Genomic DNA, 13,186 nt, shown 5'->3' with positions numbered 1-13,186 from the left:
ACGTTAATGCGACGGGGTCGCGGATGGAAACTCCACCCGACGGCTCACGGCCGGTTCCCGGCGGTCCCAGGACATCGCCGACCACGGCACCGCGAGCTCGTCCAGGGAATCGATCTCGCGCGGCCGCATCGACGCCATCGGCAAAGCCTCGGCATGACGGGAAAAAGCGGACTCGACGTACCGGGTGCCGGTGTCGGCGGCCAGGAAGACGTGGGTCCGGGTGCTGTCACAGGCGTGTTCCCACAATGCGGTCAGGTACGACGCGCCGGCCGACAGCCCGGCGAACACCCCGGACGTCCGCAACAGATCGACCGCCGCCGACATCGCGTAGTCGAACGACACCCAGTGCAGCCGGTCGTACAGCTCGTGCCGCACATTGCGGAACTCGATCGAGCTGCCGATCCCGGCGATGATCATCTCCGGATCCTTCGTGTGCCCGGCCCCGAACGTGATACTCCCGAACGGCTGCACGCCGACCAGATTCACGTCCCGCCCGCGATTGCGCAGGTACTCCGCGATCGCGCCGGTCGACGCCCCGGTCCCGACCCCGCCGACCAGGCACAGCGGCCCGTCCGGCACGAGCTCCGCGACCAGATCCGCGACCGCGCCGTACCCGAGGTAGTGGATGTCGTCGTGGTACTGCTGCATCCAGTGGTACGTCGGGTTGTCCCGCAGGATCTCGCCGATCCGGCGGACCCGCAGGTTCTGGTCCAGGTGCAGGTTGTTCGACGACGGGACCTGTTCGACGGTCGCGCCGAGGATCTCCAGCTGGATCTTCAGGGTCCGGTCGACCGTGGTCGAACCGACGATGTGACAGCGCATCCCGTACCGGTGGCAGGCCAGGGCGAGCGCGTGCGCGTAGATGCCGCTCGAGCTGTCGATCAGCGTGTCCCCGGGCCGGACCACGCCGGTCTCCAGCAGATGCCGGACGGCGCCGAGCGCGGAGTAGACCTTCATGGTTTCGAACCGCAGGCAGATCAGGTCGTCCCCGACCCTGATCGGGTCCGGGTCCTTGATCGCCTCCGCCAGGTGATCGTGCAGTCGCGCAGACTTCATCGCCGCGGTTCGCTCCTCGTGTCGGCAGTGTCGGAGGGCGGGGTGGGCGGTGTTTCGGGCCGACCCAGGCGGGCTGCGCTCACCAGCCGCCGGGTCAGTTCGTGCTGCGGTTCGGTCATCACGGTCGCGGGTGGGCCTTGTTCGACGATGCGGCCGTCGTCGATCACCAGCACGTGATCGGTGACCGCCGCGACCAGACCGAGGTCGTGGCCGATCCAGACCAGCGCCGTACCGCGGGTCTTCAGCTCGGCGAGCAGGTCGACGACGAGCGCCGTACCATCGTCGTCGAGTGCGGTGGTGATCTCGTCGCAGATCAGTACGTCGGGCTCGGCGAGCACGGCTCGTGCCAGCGCTGCACGTTGGAGTTCGCCACCGGACAAGCGGCTCGGCGGACGGGCCGCTGTCATCGCGGAGACGCCGAGGCGGGCCAGGGTGGCAACCGCTTCGGCGTGCGCTTGGTCCGGCGCTACGTCGCGGAGGCGTTGGGCGGTCCGGGCCACCTGCTGGTCGACCGGACGGCGTTCGTCGAAGGAACCGCGGACTTCCTGCCAGACGTACTGGACGCGGCGGTTCTGTTCGCGGGTGCGCTTGCGGAGGACCGGGAGTGGTTCACCGTCGAGCAGGAGTTGGCCGGTACTGCGTTCGTGCAGGCCGGCCAGGCAGCGGGCGAGCGTCGTCTTGCCACTGCCGGACCGCCCGACCACGCCGACACTGCTACCCGACTCGACTGTGAGATCGACGTCACGCAGGACTGCGATGCGGCCGCGGGGACGGATCGAAGCGGACAGATTCATTGCCTGGAGCAACGGCTGACCGGGCGCGGCGGTCCCCTTGGATTGCGGTTCCCAGCTGGGCGGGAGGACGTCGGCGCCGCCGGTGGCGATCACCTGGCCGGCGTTCAGTACGACGACGTGGGTCGCGAGCTCGCGGACCAGACCGAGATCGTGGCTCAGCAACAAGATGCCGAGACCACCCTCGGCCAGCTCGCGCAGTTCGCCCGCCAGCTGGAGCCGTGTGATCGAGTCGAGCCCGGTACTCGGTTCGTCGAGCACCAGCACCTTCGGCCGGCAGGTCAACGCCTGCGCCAACGCAACCCGCTGCCGCTGCCCACCCGAGAACTGATGCGGAAACCTGCGCAGGGTCTCCCGATCTCCCGGCACCTGAGCACCCCGCAGCGCATCCTGCACCACTGCTTCACCGGGATGATGCAACCGCTCCAACTCACGCAACGTCGCACCGACCCGACGGGCCGGATTCAGGGCACTCCCCGGATGCTGAGGCATATAAGCAACCACGCGGCCCCGAACGCGGCCAGCTGCTGCGGTAGGCCCGTTGCCATCAACAACAGTCTCGCTGTCGACAACCACCTGCCCGTCCAGCCGGATCCCGTTCCCGCTCTCCCCCAACAACGCAAGCGCCGAAGTCGTCTTTCCCGAACCCGACGCCCCAACAAGCGCAGTAACCTCCCCCGCAAACACGTCGAAGGAAACCCCATCCACCAGCACAGCCGACCCGGCAGAAGCCCCAAGCCCTCGTACCCGCGCAACCACCCTCGATTCACCCTTATGTGGTGAGGAGACCAGACGAGCGGTGTCCGGGATGGAGTCACCCGCAGGTGACGCGCTTGGGGGCGGGGTGGCGGCGTCGGCTCCCGGGTGCGGGGCGCCTTGGTGGTCGCTCATGCCGGGCTCACCGCCAGGCGGCGGGTGCGGTGGACCAGGCGGTCGGCCAAGAGGTTGAAGCCTAGGGTGAAGGAGACTAGGAGGAGGGCTGGGGCCAGGACTGACCAGGGTTGCAGGAGTAGGCCTTCGCGGTTGCGGGAGACGCTGACTGCCCAGTCCGCGGCGGTCGGGCTGAGGCCGAGGCCCAGGAAGTTGACCGAGGCGACCAGGAAGACGGCGAGCGTGATCCGGGTACCGATGTCGGCCGCCACCGGCCCGATGACCGCGCGTCCGACGTACCCGAGCTGGATGGTTGCCCACGACTCGCGTTGCATCCGGAGCGCCTCGACGACCGGCGAGCTCGCGGCATCCAGCGCGGCCGCCCGCACCAACCGGGCCACGGTCGGAACGTTGACCATGGCAACGGCCAGCGTGATCGCCGGCGCGGACGCCTGCCAGCCGACCGCGACCACGCTGATCACCAGCAAGGACGGCAACGGGAGCAGTACGTCGAGCGGCCGGATCAGCACCTCGTCCAGCCACCGATGCCGGGTCGACGCCGCCACCAGCCCGATCAACCCGCCAACGAGATAGGCGATCAGGACCGCGCCGAACGCCACACCGAGAGCTGTCCGCCCGCCAACCAGCAACAGCCCGAGAACATCCCGGCCCAACCCATCAGTGCCGAGCACACCTTCCGTGGAGTACGGCAGTCCGGGCTTGGTGTCCCACGAGATCAGCGGTCCGACGAGTGCGACGAACAGTGGCACGACCACGAGCAGCGCCGAGATCGCCAACGGTATGCGCGCCCTCATCGGAGCAACTCCGTTCGCGGCACCAAGCGGTTGCAGACGAGATCCGCGCCCAGGTTGATCAACAGTGCAGCAACGGCCAGGACCAGCGTCAACCCTTGCACCGTTGGGATATCGCGAGTCTCCACCCCATCCACCAACGCGGTGGCGAAGCCCGGGATGGCGAAGATCGCTTCCACCACCAGGACTCCACCGAGCAGCGTGTCGCCGGTCCGCGCGAGCTCCTGAACACCCGGTACGGCGGCGTTCGGCAGCACGTGCCGGAGCAGCAACCGCCGTCGCGGCACCCCGAGCCGACGTGCCTGTACGACGTAGTCCGCGTTCAACGCAGTGATGGTTCCTGCTCGGACCTGGCGTGAGAGCAGGCAGACGGTCCGACCAAGCAGGACAGTCACCGGCAGCACCAGCAACACCGGCGAGGTGAGCAGCGAACTGCCGATCCAGGTGGCAGGCAACCAGCCGAGTTTCAGCGAGAAGACTGCCACCAGGACGACCGCGATCACGAAGTCCGGGATCGCGCTGAGCGCCAGCGTCACCGAGGTGATCGCGCGATCGAGCCGGCCGTTCTCCCGGGTCCCCATCAGGATGCCCAAGGCAACAGCCAGCGGGATGACCACCGCGAGCGTCGCCAACGTCAGCACCAGCGTGGCCCCGATCGAATCCCGCACAATCGCGCTCACCGGCCCACCACTGATCAGTGACGTACCGAGATCACCCGTCAGCACCTGACCGAACCAGTGCACGAACCGCTCCAGCGCAGGCTGATCCAGCCCAAGCTGCTCGCGCAGCCGCGCCACCTGCTCCGGCGAAAGCGTCTCGGTGAACCGCAGGTCCGCCGCATCCCCCGGCAACAGCGAGGTCAGCACGAAGACCAGTACGGACAACACCGCGAGCTGAACGACGGCGAGTGCGGCCCGCCCAGCGGCGTACGACCGCATTCAGGCCAGCCACACCTTGTCGAACCGGCCGAAGTCGACAGTGTTCGGCGGCACCGCCTCCACCCCCTGGACCTTCGGCGAGACCGCGACCAGGTAGTCGGGCAGACCCCAAGCCAGGATCCCGCCCTCATCGTGCAGGGTCTTCTGCAGTTCGCCGTACTTGGCCGACCGGGCAGACTCGTCGGTCTGCACCTGCGCCGCCGCGAAGGCCGCGTCGAAGGCCGGCTTGCGCCAGTGCGTCACGTTGAAGGGCGACTTCGACAGCAGCCGATCGGTCACATACTGCGGGATCGGCATCGCCCCGGACCGATGGTTGCCGATAGCACCCTTCGTCAGCAGGTCCTTCTGGTAGGTCTGCGGACTCCCGGTCGTCACCTTGAGCTTCACCCCGGCCTCGGCCACCTGCTCGGCGAACAGCGTGGCCGCCTCGACGAACCCGGCCGACGCATCGGCGGTGAAGATCTCGATCTCCTTGTTCACCAGCCCGGCCTTCTTCAGCAGCGCCTTGGCCTCGTCGACATCCCGCTCCCGCTGCGGCAACTGCTCCGGGTAGTACTGGAACCCCTTGCCGAACAGGTCGTTCCCGACAGTCCCGCGGCCAGCCAGTACGACGTCGACCAGCCGCTGCCGATCCGCCAGCAACTTGAACGCCAGCCGCACATCCGGGTTGTCGAACGGCGCCTGGTCCACCTTCATCACGAACGCCTGCATCGTGCTCGCCTTCGCGGCCACGATCCGCACCGACTTTCCGGCCTCGGCGGTCCGGGCGAACGTCGCGGTCATATCGTTCGCATACTCCGCCTGCCCACCCTGTACGGCGTTCGCCCGCGCCTCGGCGTCCGCCGACAACACGTGCAGCTCCTCGATCTTCGCCGTACCGTCCCAGTAGCCGTCGTACCGGCTCGCGACCATCGATCGCCCGGCCTCGAACGAGACGAACTTGAACGCCCCGGTCCCGACCGGCTTGGTCGGGTCCTTGAACCCGTCCCGCACGATCTGCGTCCCGATCCCGGCCAGCAACGCGGGGAACTCCGCATTCGGCGCGGCCAGCACGAGCTCGACCGTCCGCGGATCGACCGCCTTGCACCGGCGCAGGTCGAGCGTCGCCAGCGAGGACTGCGCGACGCGATCCGGTACGGCGGGGTCCGCGATCCGGGCCAGGCTGTAGAGCACGTCCTCGGCCGTCAGCTTGCTGCCGTCGTGGAAGGTCGCGTCCCGCAGCGAGAACCGCCAGGTGAGCGCCTTGCCGTCGTGCTCCCATTTCTCCGCGAGCCGCGGCACCGGCTTCAGATCCGGCCCGAGCTCCACGAGCTTCTCGTACATCGCCTTGTGCCGGGCGATGTCCACGAACAAACTCTGCACGTGCGGGTCGAGCACCTCCTTCGCCCCACCGCCGGCATACACGGCCCGCAAACGGCCGCCGGCCTTCGGCTGGGACGCGGGACTGCCGCCGCCACACCCACTCAGCGCCGCCACCCCCAACGCGCCGGCCAGGCCCAGAAATCCTCGTCGATTCAGCGCATTGGACACGCGCACCATCCTCACGTTAGTGAAAACGATTGTCAATTCAGCGCGCATCTGAACGGGACGCCCTCATTCTTTCCGCCCCACCCCACCAACTGCTCTCCGTAACGGCGTGTCTGACGCATCCCGCCCCCCACCACTCCCCGTCACCAAGCCGGGCCCTCCACCGGGCGCCGGACCGCCACGCCATCACAATCACCCGGCCACGACCGCCCTCAGGCTCAACTCGCCCCACCGGACCCACTTGTGATGGCCCCCAGGTCCGCCCCCAGGGTTACTGCACCGACAGGATCGTGAAGCCGAAGGCCGGGAGGCGGACCTGGTACGTCGAACCCGTGATCGGCGGGCCCGGTTTCGACTCGACGAGATCTGTCGGGGTCTGCGAGGTGGCGATCCCGGTGCCGGTCAGGTCGACGGAGACGGTCTGAGCGGTGTTGCGGAAGTTGAGCAGCACCAGGGCCTTCGCCGTACCGTCCTTGTTGAGGCGTTTGTAGGCGTAGTACTTGTGGTCGTCGTTGGTCGGGATCCGGACGCGCAGACCCAGTGGCGCCAGCGCCGGGGAGGCGTTCTGGGCACGCATCAGCTTGTCGAGCATCGCGCGCTGCTCCGGGGTCCAATCCGGGATCTCCTGCTCGTGCGGGAGGATCGTGTAGTAGTCGTTGTGCAGGTAGAACAGCGTGCCCATCGACGTGAGCATCGCGATCTCCAGCAGCCGGGAGTCGACCGGATAGTTCGCCCGGCCCCAGTTCGGCGCGGTCTGGGTGATGCCGCCGGCGTTCACCATCAGGTCTCGGTAGTTCTTCAGCGTGTCCTCGAGACCGCTCGGATCACCGGAGTCGATCGCCTTCAGGATCGCACTGCTGCCCTGCCCCGGCGGTTCGCCCCACTGCGTGATCGTGTAGTCCTGCAGGCTGTTGTAGTGCCAGTCGTAGATGTACCCCGGCTCACGGACGCCTTCGCCGTTCATGAACGTGTCGTAGTTCCGGAGCACGTCGGTGATCGCGTAGTTGTTCTTCTCGACAGTCGAGGTGTGGTAGACGTTCGGCGCATCGAGGGCGATCCCGTCGATCCCCTTGTCCATCCAGAACCGTAGGTAGTGGCGGGTCTTGTCGAGCCAGGCCTGACTCGAGTAGTTGAACGACGGCGCCTTCTTGTCCCACGTCCCCCAGTAGTAGCCCTGGGCGCGCTCGCTGTAGTGCCACTTCTCCGGGTACTCCCCCGGCTGCTTGCGGATGTCGAACCAGGAGCGCTCGGCGCTCTCAACACCTCTGCGGAAGTCGTCCTCGGCCTTCTGGAAGTACGGCGAGTTGACCGACGCGTAGCCGGGATTCGTGAAGATGATGACCTTCAGACCGCGAGCATGCGCAGCCGCCAGCAGCTCCTCGAAGTCCTGCATGGTGCCGATCTCCGGGTCGATCGTGTAGAGATCCATCACCGGCAGCCCGGCCCAGAGATCGCGGTCGCCGTCGTTGACCGGTGAGAGCTCGATCGCGCGGAAGCCTCGCGCCTTGAGGGAATCGAGCTGGGCGGTGATCGCGTCCAGCCGAAGCCGCTGCCAGATCGGATAGAACCGCATCACGCCTGAGCGGTCCTCCCACCACTTGGTCGTCACCGGCTCACCAGCGCCGAAGACCTTGAGCTCCTGACTGCATGCCCAGTGGCCGGCGCCGCTGCTGAACACGGTGAGTTTGATGTAGCGATAGGTGCCAGTGACGTCCTGCCCGAAGACGCGGCCGGTTTCGTCCTTGTCCATCAGGGTTTGCCAGCTGCTCTTGTCGCGCGACCCTTCGACCCGGAACTTCCAGCGGTCGTTGTCGACGAACGACTGCTCGATCCGGCTGACCGCAATATCGTTGCCCAGGTCAAGCATCAGCCACTGCGGCAGATCCGGCTTCTCCGCACCCCAGTACGTCGCCGGGTCGCCGTCGACCGCCTTGAACGGTTCGTACCCGGGACCGAGTGACGACGACGTGGCCGAGACACCACGAGCGAGATTGCGCGGCTCGTCGTCGTACCCGTTGACGGCGAACTCGGTACTGCCGGCCCAGCGACCGGCCACCGAACCGGTGACCGTCAACCGCACATACCGATAGGAGCCGGTCACCGGCTGCGTGAACACGTGACCGCGAGCCCCCGCGCGCCGATCCAGCAACGCTGTCCAGCCGTTCCCGTCGACGCTTCCCTCGATCAGGAACGAGTGCGTGTCCACATCCTTGAAGCTCTGCTCGACCGAGGTCAGCTGACGAACGCGACCGAGGTCAACCCGCAGCCACTTCGGCATCGCCTCGTTCGAGGCGGCCCAGTACGTCGAACTGTTGCCGTCGATCGCCTTCCCAGGCTCGAACTTGGTGAGACTGTCACTCGCGGTCGCAGTGGCACCGACCGCGAGATTCCGCACCGTCTGAGCCGGCACAGCCCTCTCAGTTGGCACACCTTTCGCGGGGACGGCCAGAGCCGACGTACCGATGACACTTGCCAGAACCAGGGCGGCGATTCTCCGCATGAGCACTCCCTCCGTGCCCGGCAACCGTCGCACGGGCACCTGCCCACCGCACCCTCTTCAACGCACATCAAACTCTTCCCCCGGGCGGGGGATCCCCTCGCTTCCCCCATCCGGGGGAACTGCTTATTCGGTGCAGTCGGCGACGGGGTCCTCGCACTCCGCGGCCGGGCAGGCCGGGGAGGGGATCCCCTGCAGGACGCGCTCGAACAGAGCTGTGAGCTGCTGCTGCTCGTCGGTGCTCAGGTGGTCGAAGAAGTAGGTGCGGACCGCCTCGACGTGATCCGGCGCGGCTGCCTCGACGGCCTTCCGGCCCAGGTCGGTCAGGCGGACCATCGAGCCCCGGGCGTCCGACGTACATTCCTCGCGGCTGACCAGCCCGCGCTTCTCCATCCGGCTGACCTGGTGCGACAGCCGGCTCCGCTCCCACCCGACCGAACGGCCGAGATCGCGGGTCCGCAGGACGCCGCCCTCGGCGGTGGAGAGCGGGTGCAGCAGGGCGTAGTCGGCTCCGGACAAACCGGAGTTGCTGATCAGCCGGCCCTCCAGGACCCGCGTCAGCTCACGCTGCGTGTCACGGTACGCCTGCCACAGCTGCGCCTCGCGCGCGTCCAGCCAGCGTGGTTCCGTCATTGGACCAGTGTACGGACATCTGTTGACATATCACCGAGTCCGCGCGTCAGGGGGTGCGTGACAGGGCCACGGCGAGGCCGACGGTCGCTGCCATCAGGATCAGTTCGCCGACCGCCAGTCGTCGGAATGCGGCGGGGTTGCCCGTGGAGAGCGTCGGCAAGGTGGACTGCCGATGCCGCCACCCCACGAAGACGAGCGCTGCGAAAGCAACCGCCTTGGCGAACACGAGAGCGCCGTACCCGGTCGTGACCCATTGGGTGATCAAGCCCCAGCCGTCGGCCCGGCCGCCTAGGTGGATCTCGGCCGTGAGTAGTCCGGTGATGCCGATGGTGATGGCGGCGGCCAGTGCGAGGGTACTGAAGCGTTCGACGGCGGCGCGGGTGCGGGCATAACGCAGTACGGCGAACAGTCCGCCGATCCACGCGGTTGCCGCGAACACGTGCAGGACGAGCGAGGAGGTCGCGGTGATCGACCAGACCGTTGCTCGCTCGATGGCGCCGTGGCCGGTCAGCAAGGGCGGGATGAGTGCCAGCGCGGTCAACCCCAACGCGATCCGCGCGCCACGGACAGTCCGCACGCCGCTGAGGACGACTGCCAGGACTGCAGTCAGTACGACGGAGATCGCGAGTGCCCGCACCTGGGGCAACTCGCCGGCCACCGATGCATGCTCGGCGAGATGCGAGAGCGGAATCCCGAGGATCACGGCGGCGGACGCGATCAGTCCCCCGATACTCGCCACGGCCCAGACCCCGGCCGCAATCGCCGCATCCTGACAGGCCCGAACCACATCACTTGCCGGGAGCAACAACCCGGCCGTCAGCACAGCGCTCGCAACCCAGATCGCCGCCCCATCAGCCGCCAACCGCAACCCAGGCACCGTCCACCCCAAAGGCAACCCAGCCCCCAGCAAACCTTGGGGAGCCCGCTCCGGAGCGCCACCCCCAACCACCAAAGCAACCACCAACACGACAACCGCCGCAACAACCCCTCCACCAACCACCCTCAGCTGCACGCCACGTGATTGCACCCCCACCGCCTCCGGACCCGAAGGCACATTGGAGGGAGAGGGCGTCACAAGAGCCTCGTCCGAGGGCTGAGGCGACGCGCCGGGCTGAGGATCCGTTGGTGCGGCCGGGCTTGGCTCTTGGTTGTGGTGGTTCATCTGGCTGGGCGGCGGCGGACTATGACGATGGCGAGGGCTACTACTACGAGCATCACCAGGCACATGGCCACGACCGTGACGGTGTTGGAGTTGGTGGGGGTTTGGTTGGTGGTGGGGTCGACGGGGGGTGCGTCGGGGGCGTGGCCGGCGTGGGTGATGGTGAAGCCGGCGCTGATGGTGATGGGGTGGCCGTCGGCGGAGACTACGCGGGCTTCTACCTGGTAGCGGCCGGCTTCGATCATGGCGCCGACCGGCTGGGTGACGGTTTTGTCGAGGACCTGGGGGTTGCCGGTGGCAACGTTCACCCCGGCTGGGGACTTGACCTGGATCTGGGTGCCGTTGCTGCCGACCGGTTCGTTGAAGGTGAGCACGACCTTGGTCGGTGGGGCGGGCATCGAGGAACCGTCGGCCGGTGTCATCGACTCGAGTTTGGCGTGCGCCGCCGCCGGCCCGGTGGAGACCACCAGGGCCAGCAGCGACACGACGAGGAGAGCAGTGAGACGGCGCACGACTACGACTGCACCTTCTTGCGGGGCCGCAGTCCGAGACCGAGCCCGATCAGCCCGAGCAGCAGGCCCGCGCCGCCGAGACCACGAGCCAACGGATCGGACGAACTCTTCGAGGTGTCCGTAGCCGCGGCCACCGGCGTGATCGCAGCGGCCAGCTTCAGGACCGGTGCGGGGTGCTCGGGTGCCTCGGCACCCTCGGTCCGCGGGGCGTCCCACTTGACCACCTCACCATCGCTGTAGGTCTGGACCGCCGGGAAGCTCAACGAATCCACCTTCTCAGGCAACCGACCGACCGACAGCGCGAACTCGTCGAAGTCGTTCGCCGGGATCCCACTCTTCACCGCAGTCCAGGTCACCGTCGTGATCGCCTCGGACAGCGTCACGTCACCGACCTTGACCGGCGCGGCCAGCTTCTCGGTCGTCTTCTCGACCTTCCAGCCATCCTTCACCTGCGCACCGACATGCGCGAACGGATGGTCCTTCGGCAGCGAGACAACGAGCTTCGTCGTGGAGGTGTCATCGGATTCGGTCGGCACCCGGAAGACGAGCTTCGCGTACCCACCGGGCTTGGCATCGGGCGACGACACCGTGACATGCGCCGACGCGGACCCAGCCGCACCGGCCAGCACCAGCGTGGACGCCACAACGATCGCGCCGCCCCGCAGCAAGACTTTTGTGAACATGGCAGTCAGAACCTTTCGCGGTCAGACGGGATGAACCCGACCGCGAGCACGCGGCCGGTCAGAGCAGGACTGGGTCCACTCCGACCACCGGCGGTCCGCGCCGCGACACGTTCGATCCGACCCAGCGCCGTACGATCCGCGGCGCCGGCACCACAGCCACCTGTACGGCGCTCATCGGCCGCACGACCGTGACCTCCGGAACCACCGGCCACAACCGAGCGAGGATCCCGGCCACCCGCCGGCCCCACTCGTGAGCCCGTCCGACCGCCAGCACCCCAGCGCTCAACGCGGCCAAGTGCGTGAACGTCATCAGCACGCTGCCGCCCATCCCGGACGACATCGGCATCGGATGGTGGGCCGCATCCAGCGTCACGTGCACGAACAGCTGCACACCCGCCAGTACGACGACCACCAGCACCGGCTCATCCGCCAGGTACTCACCCAGCAGCCAGCAGACACCCGTCAACGCCAGCAACGGCGCCACCATCGCCAGCGGAATCGGACCGCCACCCGCCAGCGCGTGACCGACCACCGCAACCACGACACTCAGCGCCGCGACCACGGACGTCGTACCGGCTTGCGCGCGCACGTGTCCTCCCTCACCGGCCTAATGAAACAACTCTACGTTTTGGCCGGGGGTAGCGGTTCACTCAGAGGGTGTCTGGGAACTCCACGCCGTAGCGAGCAAGTGCTCGGTGCGGTGCATCGGCGTGCTGGGGCGGAGGCCTCGATGTTTTTCCATCGTGGCCTTTGCACCAGTGCGGCGAGGTGCCGTGCCGAGTGCTGCGCAGTAGGCGTGGGGTTCCCAGACACCCTCTCAGTGCGTGGCGGCGAATTTCAGCACGGCGTCGCGGAAGATCGCGGGCTCCTCGACGTGACCGAAGTGCCCGCTTCCGGACAGCACCACGAGCTCCGCGCCCGGGATCCCGTCGGCCAGCTCCTGCGCCGAGTTCAGCGGGCAGATGAAGTCGGCGACCCCGACGATCACCAGCGTCGGTACGGCGATCTCACCCAGCCGCGGGCGGATGTCCCACTGGGCATCCCGGCGGTCCGGATCGACGGTGATGTCGACCAGCTTCTTCCACTCGGTGAGCTGCGGATCGATCGCCTCGAAGTCCTTGAAGTAGACCGGCAGCAGCCGCCCCAGGGCGTCGAGCTGCTCGTCGTGTCCGGTCGGCGACTCGTTCCACGCGGCCAGCACCTGGGCGGCCAGCGCGTCGCCCTCGGGCCGGGAGGCGACGTACTTCTCGATGTTGGCGAACGCCTGGGCCCCGAGCTCCGGCCCGTTGTACGCCATCGAGTCGTAGACGATGATCCCGTTCAGCCGCTCCGGGAAGTCGAGCGCGGTCTGCAGCGCGACGAATCCGCCGTGCGAATGCCCGAGCACGAAGACCTTGGACTCCCCCAGATGGTCGGCCAGTTTGCCGACGAACGACGCGTAGACCTCCATCGAGTAGTCCCCGCCCGGCAGGAGATCGGAGCTCCCGGTCCCGACCGGCTCGAGGTAGACCATCGTCAGCCGGTCCTCGAGATACGGCATCCGCAGGTACGGCCAGTGGACACCAGGTCCGCCCGAATGGGCAATACAGACCGGTCCGGTCCCGTGGACGTGGTAGGTGACCCGCACGCCGTCGACCATGAATTCAGGCACGAAAGAAAGTGTGCCGCATCGTGCAACCTGCGTGGCCGCCCACCACGTTTCGTGCTT

12 protein-coding genes are annotated in these 13,186 nt (G+C 67.6%); all 12 read right to left on the bottom strand.

Annotated features, from left to right (window positions below; genetic code table 11):
* Window positions 1-3: 3 nt before the first annotated feature.
* A complete protein-coding gene (locus tag ACFCV3_RS39985; RefSeq protein WP_376039975.1) occupies window positions 4-1,056 on the bottom strand; it encodes a pyridoxal-phosphate dependent enzyme in 1,053 nt (350 codons plus the stop codon).
* Complete coding sequence (locus ACFCV3_RS39980; RefSeq protein WP_376039972.1) at window positions 1,053-2,555, bottom strand: ABC transporter ATP-binding protein; 1,503 nt, start codon at window positions 2,553-2,555, stop codon at window positions 1,053-1,055. The genes ACFCV3_RS39985 and ACFCV3_RS39980 overlap by 4 nt, the downstream gene beginning before the upstream one ends.
* Before the next feature lie 179 nt (window positions 2,556-2,734).
* Window positions 2,735-3,532: an ABC transporter permease gene (locus ACFCV3_RS39975; RefSeq protein WP_376039970.1), complete on the bottom strand. Its 798-nt coding sequence runs from the start codon at window positions 3,530-3,532 to the stop codon at window positions 2,735-2,737.
* A complete protein-coding gene (locus tag ACFCV3_RS39970) occupies window positions 3,529-4,467 on the bottom strand; it encodes an ABC transporter permease (RefSeq protein ID WP_376039967.1) in 939 nt (312 codons plus the stop codon). The genes ACFCV3_RS39975 and ACFCV3_RS39970 overlap by 4 nt, the downstream gene beginning before the upstream one ends.
* A complete protein-coding gene (locus ACFCV3_RS39965; protein WP_376039964.1) occupies window positions 4,468-6,006 on the bottom strand; it encodes an ABC transporter substrate-binding protein in 1,539 nt (512 codons plus the stop codon).
* Window positions 6,007-6,265: 259 nt separating this feature from the next.
* Window positions 6,266-8,494 carry a discoidin domain-containing protein gene (locus ACFCV3_RS39960; protein WP_376039962.1) on the bottom strand — a complete coding sequence of 743 codons (2,229 nt, stop codon included), beginning with the start codon at window positions 8,492-8,494 and terminating at the stop codon, window positions 6,266-6,268.
* A 123-nt stretch (window positions 8,495-8,617) separates the two neighbouring features.
* On the bottom strand, window positions 8,618-9,124 hold the full coding sequence (locus ACFCV3_RS39955) for a MarR family winged helix-turn-helix transcriptional regulator (RefSeq protein WP_376039959.1): 507 nt from the start codon (window positions 9,122-9,124) through the stop codon (window positions 8,618-8,620).
* A 46-nt stretch (window positions 9,125-9,170) separates the two neighbouring features.
* A complete protein-coding gene (locus ACFCV3_RS39950; RefSeq protein ID WP_376039958.1) occupies window positions 9,171-10,001 on the bottom strand; it encodes a CopD family protein in 831 nt (276 codons plus the stop codon).
* Between the two features lie 281 nt (window positions 10,002-10,282).
* The gene (locus ACFCV3_RS39945; protein ID WP_376039956.1) at window positions 10,283-10,795 is read right to left on the bottom strand and encodes a copper resistance protein CopC; all 513 of its coding nucleotides are present in this window, start codon (window positions 10,793-10,795) and stop codon (window positions 10,283-10,285) included.
* A 2-nt stretch (window positions 10,796-10,797) separates the two neighbouring features.
* The gene (locus tag ACFCV3_RS39940; RefSeq protein WP_376039954.1) at window positions 10,798-11,478 is read right to left on the bottom strand and encodes a YcnI family protein; all 681 of its coding nucleotides are present in this window, start codon (window positions 11,476-11,478) and stop codon (window positions 10,798-10,800) included.
* A 58-nt stretch (window positions 11,479-11,536) separates the two neighbouring features.
* On the bottom strand, window positions 11,537-12,067 hold the full coding sequence (locus ACFCV3_RS39935; RefSeq protein WP_376039952.1) for a hypothetical protein: 531 nt from the start codon (window positions 12,065-12,067) through the stop codon (window positions 11,537-11,539).
* Between the two features lie 228 nt (window positions 12,068-12,295).
* On the bottom strand, window positions 12,296-13,129 hold the full coding sequence (locus tag ACFCV3_RS39930) for an alpha/beta fold hydrolase (protein ID WP_376039949.1): 834 nt from the start codon (window positions 13,127-13,129) through the stop codon (window positions 12,296-12,298).
* Window positions 13,130-13,186 lie beyond the last annotated feature (57 nt).

It is taken from the genome of Kribbella sp. NPDC056345 (genome assembly GCF_042262745.1).
GTDB lineage: Bacteria > Actinomycetota > Actinomycetes > Propionibacteriales > Kribbellaceae > Kribbella.
The sequence above is the reverse complement of the archived record's forward strand: the minus strand, read 5'-3'. Positions and strand labels throughout refer to the sequence as shown.